We start from the raw sequence: 22,246 nt of genomic DNA, 5'->3' as shown, positions 1-22,246 counted from the left end.
CCCTCCACATAGACCGACCGGTCTATATATTGACGTGACGTCAACGCGTGTAAAGAGTGCGGGTGTCTTGCAGCACGAATCAGGGAGGGAACATGGCGAGCGAAACGCATTCCACCCGGGAGCGGCTGATTGGCGCGGCTGCACGCCTGTTTCAGGAGCGCGGCTATGCCTCCACAGGTCTGAACGATGTGCTGGCTGCCGCGCGGGCGCCGAAAGGCTCGCTCTACCACCACTTCCCCGACGGGAAGGAGGGCCTGGCGGTAGCCGCCGCGGCGCTCGCCAGCGAACGGTTTCTGGCCACCATCTGCAAGGATGCGTCCGACAGCGGCGACGCCACGCAGATGATTGCACGGTTTGCCAGCCGGCTGGCCGGGTGGTTGGAGCAGTCAGGTTTCAAGCTCGGCTGTCCGGTGGCAACGCTGACACTGGAACAGGCAGCCGTTTCGGACCGGCTTGCAAGCACGCTGTCCGCCGCTTTCTCCAGCTGGCAGGACGCATTGGCAGCAAGGTTGAAGGCGGACGGGATCAGCGAGCACCGCAGCGGGGAATTGGCACTGCTTGCGCTTTGCGCCATCGAGGGAGCCCTTGTCCTCGCCCGCGCAAAGCGCAGCGCAGCGCCGGTGATGGAGGTCGCCGGAACGCTGGGTGCCTTGTTTGCTAGGGAAGCGTGAACCCGGCCCGCACAAGCGCCTCGCGTACCGGCTCTATGCGTGCGCCCGCCCGCTGATGAATGCCTGCAGGGTCCGTTTCAAGGGCCGGCTTTTGCCGTGCGGCGGCCTCGGCAGCGCTGTCGGCATCGACACCGGTAAAGAACGCGATACGGCGGACCTCGTTCTCCGTGTCTTCGGCGAGGTCCTCGTAACGCACGGTGAGGAAACGGCCCGGGAACAGGGTTTCCCAGTGCTCCACCAGCCGGTTGTGAGCCGCCAGCGCGCGGGCAATGTCGTCAGCGTGATAAGTCCAGTGGCGCGCGCGCTGGTAACGGGTTTTCAGGATTGACCAGGCCTGGTCGAGCGGGTCCCGCCGGATGCGCACAAAGCGTGCGGCAGGCAGACACAGCCCGATAGCGCCTGCAGCAAGTTCGCCTAGCGATGTCGGATCAATCCAGCGGCGCACATCGCCGAGAATTTCGTGGGCATACTCCAGATAGGCCTTGCCCACCCCCGTCAGCGCATTGCCCTCGCCCGGAGCGGAGAGGGCTGCACGGATGTGCTCACGCGTCTGATCGCCCAGAGGCGCCGCGCTCATCCAGAAGAGCGAGTTGCTACGCGGCAAGGCAGCTACGCCTGCCGGCGCTGAGAGCACCGATGCCAGCCAGCTCGCGCCGCACGATGGCGGCGCAATGATGAAGACCGGACGGCTGTCGATCAGCCCCGCCTCCTCGTTCGCGCCGGTGAAGCTGGAATCGTAGACGTCGAGTATGCGCCTTACGCCTTCCTCGTGCTGGTCCATGTCAAAAGGTGCCGATGCACGGTAGAAGGCGGCTGCCTCGGCGACCCGGCGAGAGGCAATATCGTATTCGCCAATGTCCTCGTAGGCTTTGGCCAGCGCGTAGGACAATATCCCCCTGTCCCGCGGGCTCATCTCCTCGCCTGCAGAAATGCGGGCCTGCTCAAGCTGCGCCAGATCGTCCTCACCGGCCGTGAAGGTCTTGGCTTTCGAAAGCCCTTCCCAGGCAAGCGCGTCGAGCCCGTTCGAGGCCAGGGCCGAGCGGAAGAGGACCTGCGCCTCGCTTGTCAGGCCGAGATCAAGCAGTATGCGTCCGACACGCCGGTTCAGCGCCGCATCACGCGGATTGGCTGCCAGAAGAGGCTGAAGCGTCTGCAGGGCCGAGCGATGATCGCCGCCAGCTGTGTATGCGCTCGCCAGCCAGATATGGGACTGGGGGTCATCGGGCACCTGTTCGATCAGCTTGTGGCAAGCACCCAGCAGGCAGGCGATATCGCCCGCCTCGTTCATGATGCCGGCCACTTCGCTCCATCGCGAACCCAGCTCGGGACCGGAATTGACGAGCGCACGCGCCTCTACAGACATCGCCAGCAAGTCTTCACGCGATGCGGCGTTGTACAGGCCCGCAAGCGGATCATCCTGTCGCGGCTGAAGCATGTCAGCTCCGTTGGGCTGGTGCCGTGCTGGCAATGAAACACCGCAAACCCCCTGCTGCGGCTGCGCAAACCTAGCCAAGCTTGACGGGCAAGGCCAGCCTGCGGCACTGCGTCACTTGCGCTTGTGGCGTTAAGTGTCTTTTGTGCCGGCTGAAAAGCCACGACCGGAAAAGGGTTATTCATGTCCAGCCAACCTGCTGCCTCTCCGATTGCCGCCGCCACGCTGGAGACCCGCCGCGAAGAGGCCCGCATCTGGTTTGAGGGCTTGCGTGACCGGATTTGCGCCGCATTCGAGGCACTGGAAGAGGAGGCACCGGCCGACCTGTATCCGGGCGAGCCGGGCCGGTTCGAGCTGACGCCCTGGAAGAGGGGTGAAGGATCGGAGGATCTCGGCGGCGGCGTCATGGGCATGATGCATGGCCGCCTGTTCGAGAAAGTCGGCGTGCACTGTTCCACGGTTTATGGCCGCTTTTCGCCGCAGTTTGCCAGGCATGTGCGCGGCGCGGCGGAAGATCCGCGCTTCTTTGCCACCGGCATCTCGCTGATTGCCCATATGCGCAACCCGCATGTGCCAGCGGTCCACATGAATACGCGTTTCATCACCACAACGGTGAGCTGGTTCGGCGGCGGCATGGACCTCAACCCCACGCAGGATTACCAGCGCAGCGAGACGTTTGAGGATGCGAAGGACTTCCACGCAGCGGCGAAAGAGGCCTGTGATGCCCACGATCCCGGCTATTTCACGAAATTCAAGGCCTGGTGCGACGAGTATTTCTGGCTGAAACACCGCAATGAACCGCGCGGCGTGGGCGGCATTTTCTACGACCATCTCGACAGCGGCGATCATGACGCGGATTTTGCGTTTACCCGCGATGTCGGCGAGGCGTTCCTCGAGATTTACCCCGAGATCGTCGCCCGGCGGATGGGCACAGCCTGGAGTGCAGCCGACCGCGAGGAACAGCTGGTCCGGCGCGGCCGCTATGCCGAGTTCAACCTGCTCTATGACCGGGGCACGAAATTCGGGCTGGAGACAGGCGGCAATGTGACCTCGATCCTGTCATCCATGCCGCCGGAGGCCAAATGGCCGTAGCGGCTTGCCGGCACTAGATTAGCCCCATGCGCGCGGCCAGTACGCCGATCGCGAAGCCGATACCGAGCAATACCCCGGCTTTCAGCACCATCCACCCTACCGCAAGCGAATTGACGAGCCAGTCAGGCATATCCGCCGCGTCAGGCAGCAGGCCGGGGCTTTCCTTCACCTCCATGGTGTCGGCGCGCGCGGCATAAATGCCCAGATGCGCCATCATATCTATGACCAGACGGGCCAGCACCCCGTCATCCACCTTGATCTCAAGCTTGGAGCCGGACGGCATGCGCACGACGCGGGCATATTCCTCCGCTTCATTCTCTGACGGGCTCATCACCACCAGACGCACCAGAAATTCGGCGAACGGCATACGCTTGAGGATGGTTTCGCGCGTGGCCGCGCTGGCCCCGCCCGGCCGCACAAGACTGTCACCGGCAGCATATTCGGCAAGGCGCATCAGCCGGTGGGCCGCCCGCGCACCTTCACTAGGCGAAATGAATTGCTGGGGCGCACGCCGCGTGCCCGGACCGCCCTGCGCATCCATGCGCGAGCGCGCTGTACGCGGCGGCGCAGCAAAGCGTGAACGGCGGCCGGGCGGCGGCTTGTAGCGCATGAAAGGCCGGCCAACCGAACCGGGATAGCTGGTGGCGCACTGGTCGAACGCGCTGCGGGCAGCGGCAATCGCCTTGGTATGCCCCTCATGTTCGAGTTTGGGGTCCGTCAGCAGCAGGCGCTCGGCATGTGCCAGATCCCCGGCCGCCTGCTTCAGGACCGGCTTGATATCGCGGTTGGAGGCCTCCACACGCGCCAGCTCGCCATCCGGTCCGTGGCTCTGCCCGGGCTGGTAGTCCGGTCCCAGCACCTCGTTGACGCGCCGGGCGAGCGCGGTATCGCTCTCCGACCAGAGCGCATGAACGATCCGGTCGAAGCCGGTGTCACGTTCGCGCGGCCAGCCCGGCCGCATCCAGCGTCCAAGATCAAACGACCAGGGCGAGCCGCCATTGGACAGGCGCGTGTTGAGATCACGCGAAAAATCGGTTTTCGCGCTTGCCGACAGGGTCTGGTAGTGAACCTCGACATAGTCCATCAGCACGACGCAGGCCCACATCGCCAGCCGGGATACGTTGGGTTCGTCCTGGCGTATGCCCGCCGCCAGCGGTTCGGGTACGACGATCGACTGTCCCGCCAGCGGCATGACAGGCATCAGCCAGTTGAGCGTCTCCTGCCGGACGAGTGGTGCCAGCGGGTTGCGCACCTGGGCATAGAGGTCTGCCAACTCGGCGCGCGGGCCTTCGGGCAAGGTGCCGGCGCCCCGACCGCCCACTGACTGGGTAATGGCCACGCGCACCTGATGGCGCAGCGACAATTCCTGGCTGGCGTGCTCGCGCTCCCGGTCGGCATCAGGATCACGTCTGTGCTGGGCGTCCTCTGCGACCTGGTCGTAATCATGCAGGTAGAGCTGCCGGTCATAGAGGCCGGAGCCGATACGATACTGGAAGCGCCGGGAGAACACGTCCATCAGGACTCTCCCCCGTTGGCGGCGATAGCCAGAAGGTCGGCCCGGCCGAGAATGAAATCACTCTCCACCCAGCGCGCCTCAAGAGCTTTCATCGTGCGGCCGAGCGAAGGGCCGCGCTGATACCCTGCAGCCAGAAGATCTGCTGCCTTCAACGGAAATGCCGGACGCTGCCAGCGGCTGACGGCATCGAGATCACGCGACAGCACATCGCGCCGGCCCTCGCCGCGCGCCGCGGCCAGCAATAGCTGATCCTCCACAGCCTGGCGTCCCTGTTCGTAGAGGGCCGCACGCAGCGCCACGCGGTCCATGCCGGGGTGAACGCCCACGCGCCGGACGGCGGCATGAAGCCGCGTCCGTTCAGCGTTTGACACCTTCATGGTGTCGCAGAGCGCGTCTACCCTCATAGCGTCTCCCCCCGCCAGGAGTGCCGCCACCCTTATCAGCGGATCGGCTGGCCGGGATTCCTGCGTTGGCAGAGAGTGTAAGCTTAAGAAAAGCTTTAAGTCGATACTCCACGGTAACACTTCGTTAAGAACGTTGCCTTCCTGCATCGCCTCCAGCACCGGGCCGGGATCCGGCGCCGCGAGCAGTTTTTTCAGCTCCAGCCAGACACGCTCCGCCGAGAGCTGGCCAAGACCTGCCTTGGAAGCGATACACGCCGCGTGGCCCTCCGGGTCGAGGGGGGTGCGTCCATACCAGGCTTGGAAACGGTAAAAGCGCAGGATACGCAGATAATCCTCCGCGATGCGCTCGGCCGGCTTGCCTATGAAGCGGATACGCCCTGCCAGCGCGTCTTCAACCCCGCCAACAGGATCGAAAAGCTCTCCGCTGGGATCAGCGTAGATCGCGTTAAGCCTGAAATCGCGCCGCCTGGCATCATCTTCCCAGTCCGTCGAGAAGGCTACGACCGCCCGGCGTCCGTCCGTGGCCACGTCCTTGCGCAAGGTGGTGACTTCAAAGCCCCGCTTGCCGGAAACCGCTGTGATCGTGCCGTGCTCGAAGCCTGTCGGCACAGCGCGGATACCGGCCGCCTCAAGGGCGGCCATTGTCTGGGGCGGGGTCAGCACCGTCGCGATATCGGTGTCGCTCACAGGCGCTGAAAGCAAGGCATTGCGGACGCAGCCACCGACATAGCGCGCGCCATCGGCCGCTGCGGCCAGCAGCGCGTCCATGACGGCCACCCCGGCCGGATCGTTCAGCCAGGCATGATCTTCCGGCCTTAGCCGGTCAGCCACGCGCCCCATCCCCGGCTGGCTCCTGTCCCTCCTCCGGCGGCGCTTCGCGGCGCTGCTCTACCGGATCGATACGGCCAGGCACGACGCGCCCGCCTTCCAGCGTAGGCGGATGAAACTGGCCAGTCTGGCCAGACCCGCCGAACACACCGCCCAGTGCCAGCGCGAGAATTCCGGTGATGGCAAGCCCCGCGCCTACGAGGGCGAGCACCTGAAGCGGCGGCGGCGGAAGCCCGTCGGACGGGCTTCCAGCTTCCTCGTCCGCTGAACGGCGCACCGTCATCGCAGCCTTGATGCCGCGCCAGGTGTAATAACCCGCGAAGGGCAAAAGGAAGAGAACAGCAATCGTCAGAAGGAAGCGCATGACTGATGACAATCCCCTAGCGGAAGGCGTTGAACCGGTCGGCCAGTGCCTTGAGCAGCCCGGCCGTAGCCCCCCAGATATAGCGCCCTTCATGGGGCATCGCGTAATAGCGGCGCAGCTGTCCGCCAAACATCCGCTCTTCGAGCACATGGTTGGCGGGATTCATCAGAAAGTCGAACGGCGTTTCAAAGATTTCTGCAACCTCACCCGGATCTGCCCGCAACTCGGCCGCAGAATCCACCAGTCCCACAAAGGGCGTGATCTGGAAACCGGTCACCGTTTCGTAGGGATCAAACCGGCCGATCAGCCTGACCCGGCTGCGCGGCAGACCGATCTCCTCCTCGCTTTCGCGCAAGGCTGCCTCTGCAGGATCTTCACCTGCGTTGAGGCGCCCGCCCGGAAAACTGATCTGCCCGGCATGCGCCGAGAGGTGGTCTGCCCGGCGCGTGAACACCACGCTAAGACCGGTCTCGCGTACGACAAGCGGCGCCAGCACAGCCGCGGGACGCAAAACGCGCCCGGTCGGCGAGGGCGCCCCGTTCAGGTCCCCGTCGCCGCGCACCGGAGCGGGTGGCGGCCCCTCAACCGGGTCAAGCGCGCGGCCGAGACGCTCGACAAGGCTGTTCACCGCAAATGGATCGTCCAGCATCATCCCTGATCCAGCGGCACGAACACACCGTCGCTCCACACGCCAAGCGCCTTGCGGCCATTGGCGTCAGTGCCCTCCACAGCCAGATTGGCAAGTTCATAATAGACCGGGCGCGTCAGCAGGGCTTCCAGACGTCCGCGCACGTGGACATAAGGCTCTGGCTCGCCGTCAGCGCCGAACTCCACCCGCAAGGGGTGCTCCCGCCCGGCAAGCACGCGCTCGTCATGATCGGTCGTGAAGACAAGCTTCTGTTCCCTCCCCTCACCCAGCGCATCAACGCGCACGGCCAGAAAGTGCCCAGCCTCCACCTTGATACGGATTTTCTCCGCCGGCGTGACCAGATAGGTCTCGCCATCCTCATCCTTGCGCAGGATGCGGGCAAACAGGCGCACCAGCGCCTCCCGGCCTATGCGCGTGCCCTCATGCCACCAGCTGCCATCGCGGCGGATCACCATGTCCATCTCGCCGCAATATTCAGGATGCCACCGATCAACCGGAGGCAAGCCCTTGCCGGCCTCGCGCGCCGCCTTGAGCAGGGACTGCATTCCATCCATCTCTGTGCGCTGTGAACCCATGGACACCTCAAGCTTCAACGGGGCATGCTGCATATCTGGGGGCAACAGCAATGCGAACCAAGGACATAGGCTCATGACCGCGCCGAAGGAAGATGTCACCCAGCTGGCCGCCAGCGCCGATGCCGCTACAGCGCGCCTGGCGGAGGTCCGCGCCTCGATAGCCCGCTCCATCTTCGGCCTTGAGGAGGTGGTGGAGCAAGCCTTGTGCGTTTTGCTGTCCGGCGGTCACGGGCTGCTGGTCGGCGCGCCGGGCCTTGCCAAGACGCGGCTGGTGCACACGCTGGCGGTCGTCACCGGGCTTGATGACAAGCGCGTCCAATTCACGCCCGACCTGATGCCGGCTGACATTCTCGGGTCAGAGGTTCTGGATGAGGATGCCAGCGGCAAGCGCTCCTTCCGCTTCATTCCGGGGCCCGTCTTCACCCGGCTCCTGATGGCTGACGAGATCAACCGGGCGAGCCCGCGCACGCAGGCCGCGCTATTGCAGGCCATGCAGGAAGGCTTCGTGACCGTCGCTGGCGTGCGTCACGACCTGCCCAGGCCTTTCCACGTACTGGCGACACAAAACCCGATTGAACAGGAAGGCACCTACCCTCTGCCCGAAGCCCAGCTTGACCGCTTCACCATGCAGATCGACGTGCCCTACCCCTCCCGTGAAGCCGAACGGGCCATCCTGATCGCCACTACGGGATCGGCAGAAGACAGCGCCGTGCCAGTTCTTGATGCACAGGAACTGACCAGCCTGCAGACGCTCGTGCGCGCTATGCCCGTTGGCGAACAGACCCTCAGCGCCATTCTGGACCTGCTGGCGCGCGCGCGGCCTGACGGGTCTGCAGACGCCGAGGTTGCCGAGGCCGTCGCATGGGGGCCAGGGCCGCGTGCCGGACAGGCGCTGATGCTGGCAGTACGTGCCAGAGCCCTTCTGCAGGGGCGTCTTGCCCCGTCCACAGAGGATGTGGCCGCGCTAGCCGGGCCCGTGCTGAAGCACCGCATGGCATTAACCTTTGCGGCGCGTGCAGACGGCCTGAATGTTGACCGGCTGATCGCGCGCCTTGCCGCCGAGGCGGCCTGATAGTTGGGCACGATGTTGCAGGGCGCAGCTTCACGAATTCTCTTTCCTCCCCCGTTCATGGGGGAGGTGTCAGCGCAGCTGACGGAGGGGGGATGAATGCGTGAAAACGAAACCCGTTCACGTCCCCTGGCTCGGGTTCTTTGCAGAAAGCTGACGAATGCTGAGACCATTCTCTGGTCCAGACTGCGGGGACGCCACCTCAATGGATGGTTGTTTCGCAGACAGCACCCGATTGGTCCCTATGTGGCCGATTTTGCGTGTGTGAAGGCAAAGCTGATCGTCGAAGTGGATGGTGCCACGCACTCCCGTCTCCGAGAGCAAGCCCATGATCTGGAGAGGACCACTTACCTTGAAAACCAGGGCTGGCAAGTCCTGCGCTTCTGGAACCCGGACATTTACGACAATCTGCATGGTGTCATGGACGCGGTTCTCGCAGCTCTCCGCCCCTCGGCCCTGAAGGGCCACTCCCCCCGTGAACGGGGGGAGAAAGAAGCCTGCGCTGCAAAGAGCCAGCCATGACTGCACGACACACCAAGACCCTGCGCAGTGCTGCCGAACAGGCCGCAGCGCCGTTTCCGGCACTCCTCGCCGAGGCTGAGCGGATTGCGGCCAGTGTGGCGCTCGGCACGCACGGGCGCCGCCGTCCGGGTCATGGCGAGACGTTCTGGGAATATCGCCGGCACCGGACGGAAGACGGCGCGCAGGCGGTTGACTGGCGGCGTTCGGCACGCGGCCAGCACCTGTTTGTCCGGGAAACAGAATGGGAAGCCGCCAATGCGGTCTATCTCTGGCGCGACGGATCGGCGGGAATGGAAGTGGCATCGCGTGGCCACCCCCTCAAGAAAGATCGCGCCGCTGTCTGCCTGATGGCGCTCGCCTCGCTTCTGGTTCGCGGCGGGGAGCGTATTGCGGCATTGGGCGAAACCGGGCGTGCGCGTGCCGGGCGGAGCGGGCTGGATATCGCAGCGCGCGCGCTGGCCGAGGGACCGGGCGCAGCCAAATCAGTGGAGCAGGCCGATATTGTGCGTCACGCGCGCATTGTGCTGGCCAGTGATTTCCTCGACCCGCCCGAGACCTGGGGTTCGCGCCTTGCCCGGCTCAATGCCAGCGGCGCGAGCGGCGTGCTGCTGCGCATCATCGACCCGGCGGAGGAGGATTTCCCCTTTGCCGGGCGCACACGCTTTGCCGAGCCGTCAGGGCGTGGAACACCGCTCGTGCTGGGGCGCGCCGAAGATGCGCGGGACAATTACCGGCGCATCTGGAGCGAGCATGGAGAGGGGCTCGCAGCGATTGCCCGCAAGGCGGGCTGGCCGCTTCTCACCCACCGCACGGACAGGCCCGCTGGTACAGCTGTTCTGGCGCTCCATCAGGCGCTCGCGCCCAGTGCCATGGAGCGGGGATGATGTTCAGCCTTGGCCCGATAGGCTTTGCTGCACCCTGGGCGCTGGCAGCCCTGGTGGCCCTGCCCTTGCTGTGGCTGCTTCTGCGCGCCACACCGCCTGCACCGCGGCACGTCGTGTTTGCGCCGCTACGCCTGTTGCAGCGCCTTGCCCAGACACCGCAGACACCCCGGAGCGCGCCCTGGTGGCTCATTCTTTTCCGCCTGCTCGCCGCCGCCATCATTGTGCTGGCGCTGGCGCAACCGGTATGGCGGCCTGCCGATACGCGGGCTGGCGGCGGCCCCCTGCTTCTGGTCATCGATAATGGCTGGCAGAGCGCCGCGTCCTGGCCGCGCACGCTGGCCCAGGCACGCGCCTATGCCGAAGGCGCAGCGGCTGACGGGCGGCAGGCCGCGCTGCTTCTGACTGCCGATGCACAAGTTTCCGGGTTTACCGATGCCAGCCAGATGCTGTCCCGGCTGGAGGCGGCCCGTCCGCAAGCCTGGGCGCCGGACCGGACTACAGCACGGGCCGCGCTCGAGGCTTCGCTGGAGAGCGGTGGCGGGCCGGCACGCTTCGAGACGCGCTGGCTGAGTGATGGCATTGCCGGCAATGATGATGCCGCCTTCGCCCGCAGCCTCTCGGAGCGCGGGCGGCTGACCGTCAGCCTGCCCGGCGCACAGGACGAGGTGGTGGCGCTGATCGCGGTCAACGCCGCAGCCGACGGGTTCGAGGCACGCCTCCTCCGGTCTGGCGGCGGCGCAGCCCGCGAGATTGATGTCACGGCCATCGGACAGGACGGGCAGGTGATTGCCCGTACCAGCGCCCGCTTCGAATCCGGTGCCAGCGATGCGGCCGCCTCGGCGCGCCTTCCGCTCGACCTGCGCAACCGCGTGCGATCGGTCAGGCTGGACGGCGTCAACTCGGCTGGCGCTGTCCATCTGCTCGATGATAGCTGGCAGCGCCCGCGCATAGCGCTGATTGAGCCCGAAGGCGGTGACAACCGCCAGCCCTTATTGTCCGACCTGCACTATGCCAGCCAGGCGCTGGCCTCCCACGCGGAGCTGGTGCGCGGGCCGCTGGAGCAGGTCCTGGCGGACGAGCCATCGGGCATTGTCATGGTGGATGCAGCACGCAGCGAAGATCCGGCGGTGGCGGAGTTTGTCGAAGCGGGCGGCGTACTGATCCGCTTTGCCGGCCCGCGTCTGGCCGCACGAAGCGACGACCTCCTGCCCGTGCAGTTGCGCGCCGGAGGGCGCCTTCTGGGCGGGGCGCTGAACTGGGAAGAGCCCCAGCGCATCGCTCCGTTCGCCGATGACAGCCCGTTCGCGGGCCTCTCCGTCAGTGAGGATGCCAGCATACGCAGCCAGGTTCTGGCCCAGCCCGAAGCCGATCTCGACCGCCGTGTCTGGGCACGGCTCGAGGACGGTACACCGCTTGTCACGGCAGACCGTCGGGGCGAGGGGTGGGTAATCCTGTTTCATGTGACAGCAGGGCCCGACTGGTCCGACCTGCCTCTGACCGGCACCTTCCCGGCCATGTTGCGGCGGGTTATCGCCCTGGCCGAAGGCGCCGGAGCAGGCGGTGCCGGCAGTGAGGGCAACTGGCAGATCGACCGGGCGCTGGACGGGTTCGGCCGGCTTGGCGCACCTGCCGGCCAGCCGCAGGCCATTCCCGCCAGCGAATTCGGATCGGCCCGGCCGTCACCGGATACGCCGCCGGGCATCTGGCAGCTGGGCGCCGCCAGTGCGGCGCTGAATGCCACAGGGCCAGACACGCGCCTTGATCCGGTTGCCCGCAACCTGCCCGGCGCCCTCTACGAGTTCCGCGACGGGCTGCGTGAACAACGTCTGGCCGGGCCATTGCTGGCGCTCGGCCTTGTCATGCTCATCGCCGACATCATCATCGCGCTTGCCTTTGCCGGGCGCCTGCCTGCCCTGCGCGCGCCGCAGGCGGCGGCCGGGCTGAGTGCCTTGATGGCGCTAATGCTTGCTGCACAGCCGCAGGCGGAAGCATGGCAGCAATCGGCACAGGGCGGGCAGGCGTCAGCGGCCGATACCGCGGAGGCGCTGGACCGGGCCCTGGTAGTGCGGTTCGGCTATGTCCGCACCGGCAATCCCGAAATTGACCGGATCAGCGAGGCGGGTCTGGCTTCACTGTCGTCAGAGGTGACCCGGCGCAGCTCTATCGAGCCTGAAGCCCCGCGCGGCATAGACCCGGACGAGGACGAGCTTATCTTCTTCCCGCTAATCTACTGGCCCGTCAGCGCCGACGCCAGGCCGGTCTCGGATGCAGCGGCCGCCAATATCAACACCTATCTGCGCTCGGGCGGGATGATCATTTTCGATACGCGCGATGGCGGAGCGGGAACACGCGGCGGCGCCCATCCTGGCCTTGAGCAGGTCATGCAAGGGCTGGAAATCCCGCCCCTCGCCCGTGTGGATTCCGAACATGTTCTGGGCCGCACCTTCTATCTGCTGCGCGAACTGCCCGGGCGGCTCGGTGGCGGCGATGTCTGGGTTGAATCGAACCCTGACGGAACGGCACGCGATGGAGTGTCGGGTGTCATTATCGGATCAGCGGACTGGGCAGGCGCCTGGGCGCGCGGCGATAATGGTGTGCCGCTACTGCCGGTCGAGGGCGGTGAGCGCCAGCGCGAAATGGCCTACAGGGTAGGCGTCAACCTCGCCATGTATGCCCTGACCGGCAATTACAAGACAGACCAGGTGCATGTGCCTGCCATACTTGAACGGCTTGGCCAGGGAGGGCAGCGCGGCGCACCGCAGCCTCTGGAACCATGAGCGCATCCAGTCTCGTTCTCGCTCCACTGGTATCCCAGTGGGTTCTCGCCGCCTTGTTCATTTTGCTGGCGCTGGCGGCCGGACTTGCTGCGTGGCGCGGCCTTAAAGGCTGGATCTGGCGCACGCTTGCGGGGCTGGCCGTTCTGGCCGCACTTGCGAACCCGGCACTGATAAGCGAAGTCCGCGATCCCTTGAGCGATATCGTGCTGGTGGTGCGCGATAACTCATCCTCTATGGATATCGGCAATCGAAGCCCCAATGCCGCCAGCGCCAGCGAGGCCCTGCGTGCCTTCGCCGACGCCGATGACGGGCTGGAGGTCGTTGAGGTGGAAGGCGGCGCCACGCCGGACGGAACAAGGCTGATTGAAAGCCTGCGCAGCGGACTGGGCGATATTCCCAGGAACCGGCTGGCCGGCATCATCATGCTGACTGACGGCCAGGTGCATGATGTGCCGTCCGATCCGGCCGCTCTCGGGCTTGATGCGCCCCTGCATCATTTTGCGGTCGGTGACCCCCGCGCAACAGACCGCCGCCTGATCGTGGAGGAGGCCCCGCGCTTTGGCATTGTCGGCGAGCCGGTGCGCTTCCGTCTGCGCGTCGAAGATGAAGGCGCGCCTGCAGGCACCGCCATGCTGACCTTGCGCCTGGATGGCGGGGATCCGATCCGCGCGCGCGCGACAATAGGCGAGACGGTCACGGTCGAGGCGCTGGTCCAGAACCGGGGCGCCAACGTCATCGAGATCGAGGTCGAGCCCGGCGCAAGCGAGCTCTCGCTCATCAATAACCGGGCAGCGGTCAGCGTGACGGGTGTGCGCGACCGGCTGCGCGTGCTGCTGGTCACGGGCGAGCCGCATAATGGCGCACGGGCCTGGCGTAACCTTTTGAAATCCGATCCGTCCGTGGACCTTGTGCACTTCACCATCCTGCGTCCTCTGGACCGGGGCGATGGCGCCCTGCCCGAAGAGCTGGCCCTGATCGCCTTTCCCGTATTCGAGCTGTTCGAGCTGCGCCTGCACGAGTTCGACCTGATCATTTTCGACCGTTACCGGCGTCGCGGCATCCTGCCGGCCAATTATTTCCAGAATATCGCGCGCTATGTGGATCAGGGTGGCGCTCTCCTGATCACCGCCGGGCCGGACTATGCCGGAGAGGACTCCATTGCCCGTTCCCTGCTGGCGAGTGTTCTGCCTGCCCGCCCGACCGGGGCGGTGCGCGAAGGCGCCTTCCGCCCGCGCATATCCATGGCGGGCGAACGCCATCCTGTCACCGCGCCAATGGCCGGACAGGAAGAAGGCTGGGGCAGCTGGTACCGCTATGTGGGCGGGCAGGCGCTGGCCGGTGAGACCTTGCTCGACACGCCGTCGGGCGAGCCGCTTCTCGTACTTTCCCGTCAGGGTGAAGGCCGTGCGGCAATCCTGCTGTCGGACCAGTCCTGGCTGTGGGCGCGCGGCCATGATGGCGGCGGGCCGCATGACGAGCTGTTCCGGCGCGTCGCGCACTGGCTGATGAACGAGCCGGAGCTGGACGAGGAGCGCCTCACGGCGACTCTCTCAGATGGCCTGCTGACAGCGACGCGCACGACGCTGGAGGACACAGCAGGCGATCTGGAGATCACATGGCCATCCGGCCGTGAGGACACCGCGCCGATGCGCGAAGACGGGCCGGGGCGGTTTACCGCCAGCGCCGCGACCGGCAATGAGGCGGGCCTCATTCGCCTGCGTTCGGGCGATGCAACAACGGTCATCTCTGCCGGTCCCCTCAACCCGCGCGAATATCTCGACTTGCGGGTCACCCGGGAGGCGCTGAACCCGCTCGTGCGCGCCACCAGCGGCGGCAGCTTCATGCTGGGCGGAACTGAAACCGCGCAAATGCCTGGCCTGCGCCGCACGCGGCCGGACGGGCTTCAGGCGGGACCGGGCTGGGCCGGGCTTCAGCGCAATGGCGCCTACACGGTTGCCGAATCGCGCCGCACCCCGCTGGCGCCGGGCCTGCTGCTTGCAGCTCTCATTCTGGCGCTGCTCGGCGCGGGCTGGTGGCGCGAGGGGAAGTAGCACCGTAGGCTCCGATCCCGCTTGCCCCCGTCCGAACCCGCGCCTAACCTCCTGATATGGCTGCAAACGAACCGGCTCCCTTCTCCACCGAATGGACATCTGCCCTGATAGAGCACGCGCAAGGCGTGCTGATCGAGGCGCGCAATGCCTTCATCACACCGGAGATCGGCCTTCAGGCCGTGGTGATCGCGCTGGCCTTCGGCGCAAGCTGGCTGCTGCGTGCGCCCGTGCGCACGGCATTTGAACGCGCATTCGGCTGGCAGTTCATGTCGAGGGTCAATTCCACGGCACGTGACCTTGTATTGTCGCTGATACTACCGGTCATCGCCTTCCTTGTCCTTACCCTGACCCGTATCGGATTTGATCAGGCCGGTCTTGGCAGCTTCGCGATAAACCTGGCGGCGAGCCTGACCGGCGCCTGGGTGCTGATCCGCATCCTCACGGCCTTTATCGCCGAACCGTTCTGGTCGCGCACCGCGGCAACGCTGATCTGGTTCGTGGCGGCGTTGAACATTGTCGGCCTGCTGGGGCCGCTGACGGGCCTTCTGGCATCGGTGGGCTTCGATGTAGGCGAGAGCCGCATCTCGCTGCTGACCGTGGTGCGCGCGGCGATACTGCTCGCCGTGCTCTACTGGGTCGCCAGCCGCATCTCCAAACTTCTCGCCGCGCGCGTGGAGCAGGTGCCAACGCTTACCCCGTCCGCGCGCCTGCTCATCACCAAGAGCGTGCAGATATCGCTGCTCGTCGTTGTGGTAGCGGCCGCGCTCTCAATCGCTGGCGTAGATCTGTCGGCACTGGCGATCTTCTCGGGGGCAGTCGGCCTTGGTATCGGGTTCGGCCTTCAGAAGATATTCTCCAACCTGATTTCCGGCCTGATCCTGCTGATGGACCGTTCGGTGAAGCCCGGTGATGTGATCACACTGGAGGAAACCTACGGACGGGTGAATGCGCTTGGGATGCGCTTTGCCAGCGTCGTCACCCGTGACGGGCTGGAACATCTCATCCCGAATGAGGAATTCATCACCACCAAGGTGATCAACTGGTCATTCTCCGACGAGGCGGTACGTATCAAGAAGCCTGTAGGCGTTGCCTATGGCACGGACGTGCCCCACGCCATGAAGGTGATCGTCGATGCTGCCAATTCGGTGGAGCGGGTACTGGAGAAGCCCGAGACACGCTGCCTCCTGCGCGGGTTTGGGGACAATTCCATTGATCTGGAGGTGCGCTTCTGGATCGCGGACCCGCAGCAGGGCGTGAACAATGTCTCGTCTGATGTGCTGCTGGCCATCTGGAAGGCGTTCGAGGCCGAAGGTATCCAGTTCCCCTTCCCGCAGCGCGATGTGCATATCGATATGCGCGAAGCCTTGCGGGTGCGGGTGGAGAACCCAGACTAGTATCAGGCTAGGCCGTCCTCGCTCTCCGGCGCTGCGAGCCGGAAAACGTGCAGTTAGCTCATTGGCGTTTCCACCGGGGTCCCGGCCCCCGAGCCGGGATCCATGACAGCGGTCGATGGCTGTCGGCTTGGATCCCGGGTCAAGCCCGGGAACCCGGCTCTAGCGGCTTGAAGCCAGCGCGGCCTGTCCTCCGCTATTGGGTGCCTGTTCCGCCGCATCTGGCGCAGGTTCTCCCATCAATGCGCCCTTTACCACTACAGTGCCTACACCGGGGCTTGCTTTGCGGACCTTCCGGTCGGCCCCTAGGTCCTTCAATTCCCATTTTACTCTCCCTGAAATTCCGACCTGTGCGCACTCGCTCAAGAGTAGTGCACAGGTCGGAAAGAGGTTTCATCTATTTGTAGTGCTTTTTCCAAGCTCTCTCATATGCTTCCCGGTACTTCTCCGGTGGATTATAAACCGACCCGAAGATCCCGCCTTCACCTTGCTTGGCGCGAAGGGCATGATCCATACCCGCCGCATACGCGTCTTCTGGAGATTCTGGGTACCAACTCATGATAATCCTCCAACATCAGAGCTATCCTCAGCCCGCACGTCGGTTCTACCACAACCCTTCGGGGTTGATGTCGAACTCAGCCCCATGGATTTTCGACAAATGACATATAAAATTAAATTAGATAAAAACATAATATTAGAAGCTATAGATAGAAAGTATGGTGGAAGCATACCGAATTTGCTTTCCCAATGGGAAATTTCTAACAAATCAATAGGGTTGAATACGCAACCGGACCGCTCAACGATTTACCATTGGATAAACGGTAACATACCCAGGACCACAGAAAGATTTCTGAAATTTTGTGGTGTATTAGATATTGATCCATTCGCGCTAATTTTGAACAATGAAGATGACATTGAAAAAATACATGCCACCATATTAAAATCTTTTTGGTCCGACTACTGGACCCAACCAGCTCTGTCATTCGTTAAAGATTTTATAGGCCAAAAAACTATATGGCCCCCAAGTTTTCTGGCAGAGAAATATTATCAACGGTCGTGGTTTGAATTAAATTTTCGCCATGATTACTTCAATAAATCCAATCATTATATTAGCATATGCATAGATCCAAATAATTTATTTATAGAAAATCACCCACAAGTTTTCCACATCGCTTACCAGAATTCCGGAGGTAGCAAACTAGGCCCTTGGATACAATATGGGTTGTTCATAAGGTTTGGAAGAAAAACTAAGCTTTGGAGTATTTCCGGTCAATTTGAAAGTCATGCTCACATCAATAAGGAAGAAATTATATGTATTGGCACATGGATCGGACAGGGCAACGCAAATTTTAAAGTTACTTCTCTTCATCCGTTTACAGGACAAATTAGAGATTCTACCCATAAAGTTCCGGATATAAAATTCTCCGCCTGATACATATAATTCCTTTTCCCACTAAGGCTCCAGCTCCACGTCCCAGTAGAGATAATCCAGCCAGCTTTCATGCAGGTATTTGGGCGGAAAGCGCCGCCCCTGCCCTTGCAGCTGGTGGACGCTGGGCCGCATGGCGGGACGCCGCACGGGCATGCGGGCCTGTTCCGGCGTGCGCCCGCCCTTTTTCAGGTTGCACGGAGCGCAGGCCGCCACGATGTTTTCCCAGGTGGTACGGCCGCCACGCGAACGCGGCACGACATGATCGAAGGTAAGCATGTCGAGCTGCTTCGATCCGCAATACTGGCACTGGAAGCCGTCACGCAGGAAGACGTTGAACCGGGTAAAGGCCGGCGGGCGGTCCTGGCTGATGAAATCGCGCAAGGCCACAACCGATGGCGCGCGCATGGCAAAGGAGGGCGAGCGGATGGCCGTCTCGTATTCGGAGACCACGTCCACACGCTCCAGGAAGACCGCCTTGATGGCTTCCTGCCACGGCCAGGTCGACAGCGGATAATAGGAGAGCGGCTGGTAATCGGCGTTGAGGACGAGGCAGCGCAGGTCTTCCGGCGCCGTTCTGGATACGCGCATCATGTCCGCACCTCTCGTCGAGAGGGCAAAAGCAGGCTGGAAGAGAGGTGCGGGCCAGCGTGGCTGCCGGTCCGGTATCTCTGGCCGCCAGGCCTATGGCTCGGATCCGTCCTGAAGACGCACCTCCCTCGCTCAATTCCTGATTCATCAAACGAATCAGCAAATCAGGCACGCTCAGGGGGACTTTACTCCAACTCTTGCAACAGGCCTATGACAGCAGAGCCACAGCTTTGTTGCGTGCGCGTGCCACAGCCATACATGGCGCGGACGCGCTCAGGCGGCAAGCGTGGAGCGGTATCTGCCCGCCAGCGCAGCCTTGAGGAAACGGGCGCCGAGCTCCAGCCCGTCCGGCCCGATGGAGTGCGGCAGGCCCTGGCTGATATGAAACTCCGCGCCATGCCCGGCTGCAGCCAGCTGCTGGGCTGCCAGCAGTGTGAAACCCACCGGCAGCACGTCGTCACGATCGCCGTGGATGAGCATGACAGGCGGTTTCGAGACCATTTCGTCTTTCAGCTTCTCGCCACCCGCCAGCGCACCGGAATAGCCAAGTATCCCGCCAATGGCCGAGGGCTGGCGCAATCCCAGATGCAGGGCGAGCATCGTGCCCTGGCTGAAGCCGACCAGCGCGAGATCGGCATGGGTCAGATTATGGCGGCGTAGCTCCGAGGCGATGAACTGGTCAGCAACCGGGCCGGCCATGCGCACGCCGGACTCCATCGCTGCCGGATCCAGCCGCGAGATCGGGAACCATTGGTACCCGCCCGGCGCACCCGGCACTGGCTCGGGCGCGTCCGGCGCCACCCAGGCCGTATCGGGAAAATCGGCTGCCCAGTGCTGGGCAAGGCCAGCCAGATCAGCCCCGTTGGAGCCATAGCCGTGAAACAGGATGACAAGCTTTTTCGCCTGTCCTGAACGCGCCGGGATGCGCGGACCATCAAGCAGGATCATCGGGGGCCGGTCTCCAGATGCAGGGTAGCGGAAAGGCTGGCGATCATGCGCAGCCAGCCATCGCTGACAACCCCCTCTTCGAATTTGCGCACACTATCCTAGAGTGCGCCGCGATGACTGGCTTTATCACCCGCTTTGCCCCTTCACCGACCGGCCGCCTGCATCTGGGCCACGCCTATGCGGCGCTGTGCGCATTCGAGGCGGCAAGGGCGGCAGGCGGGCGCTTTTTGTTGCGCATCGAGGATATCGACACCACGCGCTGCAAACCCGAATACGAAACCGCCATATACGACGACCTGGAATGGCTGGGCCTGGAATGGGAGCAGCCGGTCCGGCGGCAGAGCGAGCATCTGGACGATTACCACCGCGCACTGGAAAGGCTTCAGGACGGCGGGCTGGTCTATCGCTGCTTCAAGACCCGCAAGGAAGTCATGGCCGAGATCGCCAGCGCCCCGCACCTCGCTCCGCACGGGCCTGAAGGCCCGGCCTTTACAGGCACACCGTTGCCGGTTTCACGCGAGAGACGGCTTGTGGATGAGGGACGCCCCTATGCCTGGCGCCTTTCCATGGCGGCCTGCCGGGAACGGCTTGGCGCGGCGTTTGATGCCCTGAGCTGGCGGGAGGAAAGCCTCCAGCCGCCGCACACACAACACCGTCATCGGGCGAGGCCGGACCTGTTTGGCGATGTTGTGGTCGCCCGCAAGGATGCCGGCACGAGCTACCACCTCGCCGCCGTGCATGATGATGCCCTGCAAGGCATTACCCATGTGATTCGCGGAGCCGATCTGCGCCCGGCAGCGGGTCTGCACCGGCTGTTACAGGCACTTCTGGGGTATCGGGAACCGGTCTACCGCCATCACGGCCTGCTGACTGGCGCCGATGGCAGGCGATATGCCAAGCGCGACCAGTCGGTGACGCTGGGCCATCTGCGCGGAGCCGGCCATCAGGCAGGCGATATCGGCGCCCTTATTCAGGCCCATGCCGAACGCGGCGATCTTGTTGAAGGGCATTATTCCAATGACTGAACCGGCAACAGGGTCTTCAGGTGGAACACCGCCCGGCATCCCAGGAACCAGCATGCTGGCCGGTGTGGCCGCCGTTCTGGCAGGAGCCTGCATCATCGGATTTTCTGCCATTCTGGTGAAGGCATCCGATCTTGGGCCGCAGGCCACGGCGTTCTGGCGCCTGACGCTTGCCCTGCCTGCACTGGCGCTATGGCTGGCTCTCCACCGGCACGGCAAGGATACGCCGCCCGGCCGGCCCGACATGCGGCTCATGGTGCTGGCGGGCGTGTTCTTCGCCATGGACCTGGCATTCTGGCATGTCGGCATCAAGATCACGACCGCCGCCAACGCGACCCTGCTTGCCAATCTGACACCGATACTGGTGGCGCTGTTTTCATGGCTGCTATTTCGCGAGACCGTCACCCGCGGCTTCATACTGGTGTGCGCGATCACCGTGAGCGGTGCCGCGCTGCTGGCGGGAGGAAACCTGACGATCGACCCTGACCGGCTGACCGGGGACGTATTCAGTATACTGACCGCATTCTGGTACGCTGCCTTCATCCTCACCGTACGCAAGGCACGCGATGGCGCGAGCACACCGCGCGTCATCTTCCTGGCCACGCTGATCGCGGCGCCGATATCGCTGGCAATCGCCATAGCCTTTGCCGAGCCGCTGTTTCCTGAAAACTGGCAGGGCTGGATACCGCTGATCCTGCTGGGCGTGGTCGTTCATGCCGGCGGGCAGGGAGCGATCATCTTCGGGCTGGGGCGCGTACCGGCACCACTGGCGGCGCTCATATTGCTGGTCCAGCCGATCGTCGCCGCAGCCGCGGGCTGGCTGCTGTTCGATGAAGCACTGAGCGCAATTCAGCTTCTGGGCGCCGCCATCATCCTGGCCGGGCTTTATCTGGCGCAACGCACCGCGCCCAGGCCAGCGGCTAGTGTGCCGCCAGCCCCTGAATGACCAGTTCCAGACGGCTGCGCATCAGGGCAGACGCCGACGAGCGGTCCATCTCCTCCCCCCGCGCGCGCCGGACAACGCCTGTATAGCAGTCCTCGATCAGGCGCGCGGCCTCGACAGGGACAAGGTCACGGCGCAGATCGCCTTTTTCGACACCCTTGGCCAGCAGCCGCTCCACCGCGCCCCAGGCCTGCGACATCTGCCCGGCCGCTTCGGTGTAGCTGTCGCCGGTCCACAGCCAGGTGTGCGCGATGGCAGCGGCAAACAATTCCTCATGCCGCAGCTGGGCTTCCATAATGACCTGTACCAGCGCGCTCAGCCGGTCCATGAGGTTGCCGGACAAGGCGGCCTCCAGCCGGTCGACCGAATCACGGATCGATTCATATTCCTCGCCGAGGATGACGATGAGCAGCGCACTCTTCGTCGGCGCCACGTTCAGTACGGTACCTGCAGAGACGCCCGCAGCGTCGGCGATCGTCTTGATCGTGGCGCGCTCATACCCGTCATCAAGAAAGACCCGGCGGGCCGCCTCGATCACCTGCTTGTGTGTTTCCTGCTTACGGGCATCGCGGCGGGTGAGCCGCCGTCGGGAATCGTCACGCATCGCGCCAGCCTGAAACTGCCTGTTACAAATAGACAAAAGACGCCAGTTCACCGGGCCGGTTCACTGAGCGCATGGTAAGTTTCTTTAAATGAGCAGCTTTATGCTGCGACTGCAAGCAATTCGCACGCGGGCCGTGCAAAAGGGGCGTGCGCAATTGCCTCACTGGCCGTTTGCAGTGCGAGATTGAGCGGTGCTGCCTTCCGCTCTATCTGTGAAGCATGAGCGGATTTCTCGATATACTTCTTTACATCCTGATGGGCGTTGTTTTCCTCATCCTGTGCGCGGGCATCTACTCGCTGGTGCGCGGCGGGGATTTCGGACGATCCTGGTCAAACCGCCTGATGCGCGCACGGGTGCTGTTCCAGTTTCTGGCCGTGCTGGTCATCGTCGCGGGTTTCTGGGCCAAGGGGGCGTTCGGCGGCTAGGTTCTGTACCCATAAACGGGATTCCCAAATCAGCTGGGTCGTGATTCAAGCTCCTTGAA

At 63.9% G+C, this 22,246-nt stretch carries 21 protein-coding genes; 12 read left to right on the top strand and 9 right to left on the bottom strand.

The window, feature by feature from the left end; translation table 11 throughout:
• Positions 1 to 92 precede the first annotated feature (92 nt).
• A complete protein-coding gene (locus IEV75_RS13215; protein ID WP_188453037.1) occupies positions 93 to 671 on the top strand; it encodes a TetR/AcrR family transcriptional regulator in 579 nt (192 codons plus the stop codon).
• Here the strand turns inward: IEV75_RS13215 and IEV75_RS13210 are convergent.
• Positions 658 to 2,106, bottom strand: coding sequence for a tetratricopeptide repeat-containing sulfotransferase family protein (locus IEV75_RS13210; RefSeq protein WP_188453036.1), 1,449 nt, complete (start codon positions 2,104 to 2,106; stop codon positions 658 to 660). The two genes, IEV75_RS13215 and IEV75_RS13210, sit on opposite strands and share 14 nt — an antisense overlap.
• A gap of 180 nt (positions 2,107 to 2,286) precedes the next feature.
• Here IEV75_RS13210 and hemF point away from each other — a divergent pair, with 180 nt between their 5' ends.
• Positions 2,287 to 3,195 carry an oxygen-dependent coproporphyrinogen oxidase gene (gene hemF, locus IEV75_RS13205; RefSeq protein ID WP_188453035.1) on the top strand — a complete coding sequence of 303 codons (909 nt, stop codon included), beginning with the start codon at positions 2,287 to 2,289 and terminating at the stop codon, positions 3,193 to 3,195.
• Positions 3,196 to 3,208: 13 nt separating this feature from the next.
• Here the strand turns inward: hemF and IEV75_RS13200 are convergent, their stop codons facing one another.
• Genes IEV75_RS13200 through IEV75_RS13180 form a run of 5 tightly spaced genes read right to left on the bottom strand, consistent with a single transcriptional unit; the run spans position 3,209 to position 7,501 of the window.
• Entirely contained in the window at positions 3,209 to 4,711 is a 1,503-nt protein-coding gene (locus IEV75_RS13200) for a hypothetical protein (RefSeq protein ID WP_188453034.1), read from the bottom strand.
• Complete coding sequence (locus tag IEV75_RS13195; protein WP_188453033.1) at positions 4,711 to 5,955, bottom strand: CCA tRNA nucleotidyltransferase; 1,245 nt, start codon at positions 5,953 to 5,955, stop codon at positions 4,711 to 4,713. The genes IEV75_RS13200 and IEV75_RS13195 overlap by 1 nt, the downstream gene beginning before the upstream one ends.
• Positions 5,939 to 6,307, bottom strand: coding sequence for a hypothetical protein (locus tag IEV75_RS13190; protein ID WP_188453032.1), 369 nt, complete (start codon positions 6,305 to 6,307; stop codon positions 5,939 to 5,941). Before IEV75_RS13190 ends, IEV75_RS13195 begins: the two co-directional genes overlap by 17 nt.
• 16 nt (positions 6,308 to 6,323) lie before the next feature.
• Entirely contained in the window at positions 6,324 to 6,959 is a 636-nt protein-coding gene (locus IEV75_RS13185) for an NUDIX hydrolase (RefSeq protein ID WP_188453031.1), read from the bottom strand.
• Complete coding sequence (locus IEV75_RS13180) at positions 6,956 to 7,501, bottom strand: DUF1285 domain-containing protein (protein ID WP_188453030.1); 546 nt, start codon at positions 7,499 to 7,501, stop codon at positions 6,956 to 6,958. The genes IEV75_RS13185 and IEV75_RS13180 overlap by 4 nt, the downstream gene beginning before the upstream one ends.
• 103 nt (positions 7,502 to 7,604) lie before the next feature.
• On the opposite strand from IEV75_RS13180, the gene IEV75_RS13175 reads away from it, so the two are divergent.
• The 7 genes from IEV75_RS13175 (at position 7,605) to IEV75_RS13145 (ending at position 17,657) form a co-directional block, all read left to right on the top strand.
• Positions 7,605 to 8,603: an AAA family ATPase gene (locus IEV75_RS13175; protein WP_188453029.1), complete on the top strand. Its 999-nt coding sequence runs from the start codon at positions 7,605 to 7,607 to the stop codon at positions 8,601 to 8,603.
• A 96-nt stretch (positions 8,604 to 8,699) separates the two neighbouring features.
• Positions 8,700 to 9,122, top strand: a complete 423-nt coding sequence (locus IEV75_RS13170; protein WP_188453028.1) for an endonuclease domain-containing protein — start codon at positions 8,700 to 8,702, stop codon at positions 9,120 to 9,122.
• Positions 9,119 to 10,006 carry a DUF58 domain-containing protein gene (locus tag IEV75_RS13165; RefSeq protein ID WP_188453027.1) on the top strand — a complete coding sequence of 296 codons (888 nt, stop codon included), beginning with the start codon at positions 9,119 to 9,121 and terminating at the stop codon, positions 10,004 to 10,006. The genes IEV75_RS13170 and IEV75_RS13165 overlap by 4 nt, the downstream gene beginning before the upstream one ends.
• The gene (locus IEV75_RS13160) at positions 10,003 to 12,783 is read left to right on the top strand and encodes a DUF4159 domain-containing protein (RefSeq protein ID WP_233351869.1); all 2,781 of its coding nucleotides are present in this window, start codon (positions 10,003 to 10,005) and stop codon (positions 12,781 to 12,783) included. Before IEV75_RS13165 ends, IEV75_RS13160 begins: the two co-directional genes overlap by 4 nt.
• Positions 12,780 to 14,834, top strand: a complete 2,055-nt coding sequence (locus tag IEV75_RS13155) for a hypothetical protein (protein ID WP_188453026.1) — start codon at positions 12,780 to 12,782, stop codon at positions 14,832 to 14,834. The genes IEV75_RS13160 and IEV75_RS13155 overlap by 4 nt, the downstream gene beginning before the upstream one ends.
• Positions 14,835 to 14,890: 56 nt before the next feature.
• A complete protein-coding gene (locus IEV75_RS13150) occupies positions 14,891 to 16,228 on the top strand; it encodes a mechanosensitive ion channel family protein (RefSeq protein WP_188453025.1) in 1,338 nt (445 codons plus the stop codon).
• Positions 16,229 to 16,730: 502 nt separating this feature from the next.
• Positions 16,731 to 17,657, top strand: a complete 927-nt coding sequence (locus IEV75_RS13145; protein WP_188453024.1) for a hypothetical protein — start codon at positions 16,731 to 16,733, stop codon at positions 17,655 to 17,657.
• A 21-nt stretch (positions 17,658 to 17,678) separates the two neighbouring features.
• On the opposite strand, the gene IEV75_RS13140 is transcribed toward IEV75_RS13145, so the two are convergent.
• A complete protein-coding gene (locus IEV75_RS13140; RefSeq protein WP_188453072.1) occupies positions 17,679 to 18,245 on the bottom strand; it encodes an HNH endonuclease in 567 nt (188 codons plus the stop codon).
• Between the two features lie 273 nt (positions 18,246 to 18,518).
• On the bottom strand, positions 18,519 to 19,193 hold the full coding sequence (locus tag IEV75_RS13135) for an alpha/beta hydrolase (protein ID WP_188453023.1): 675 nt from the start codon (positions 19,191 to 19,193) through the stop codon (positions 18,519 to 18,521).
• A gap of 113 nt (positions 19,194 to 19,306) precedes the next feature.
• On the opposite strand from IEV75_RS13135, the gene gluQRS reads away from it, so the two are divergent.
• Complete coding sequence (gene gluQRS, locus IEV75_RS13130; protein WP_188453022.1) at positions 19,307 to 20,218, top strand: tRNA glutamyl-Q(34) synthetase GluQRS; 912 nt, start codon at positions 19,307 to 19,309, stop codon at positions 20,216 to 20,218.
• A gap of 52 nt (positions 20,219 to 20,270) precedes the next feature.
• Positions 20,271 to 21,161, top strand: coding sequence for a DMT family transporter (locus IEV75_RS13125; protein WP_188453021.1), 891 nt, complete (start codon positions 20,271 to 20,273; stop codon positions 21,159 to 21,161).
• Here IEV75_RS13125 and IEV75_RS13120 read toward each other — a convergent pair.
• Complete coding sequence (locus IEV75_RS13120; protein ID WP_188453020.1) at positions 21,136 to 21,762, bottom strand: TetR/AcrR family transcriptional regulator; 627 nt, start codon at positions 21,760 to 21,762, stop codon at positions 21,136 to 21,138. The genes IEV75_RS13125 and IEV75_RS13120 overlap by 26 nt on opposite strands.
• Before the next feature lie 218 nt (positions 21,763 to 21,980).
• Here IEV75_RS13120 and IEV75_RS13115 point away from each other — a divergent pair, with 218 nt between their 5' ends.
• Positions 21,981 to 22,187, top strand: a complete 207-nt coding sequence (locus IEV75_RS13115) for a twin transmembrane helix small protein (protein ID WP_188453019.1) — start codon at positions 21,981 to 21,983, stop codon at positions 22,185 to 22,187.
• Positions 22,188 to 22,246 lie beyond the last annotated feature (59 nt).

Origin of the sequence: Glycocaulis albus (assembly GCF_014639075.1) — a bacterium.
Lineage (GTDB): Bacteria > Pseudomonadota > Alphaproteobacteria > Caulobacterales > Maricaulaceae > Glycocaulis > Glycocaulis albus.
Note: the sequence above shows the minus strand (reverse complement) of the source record. Positions and strands in the feature narration are given on the sequence as shown.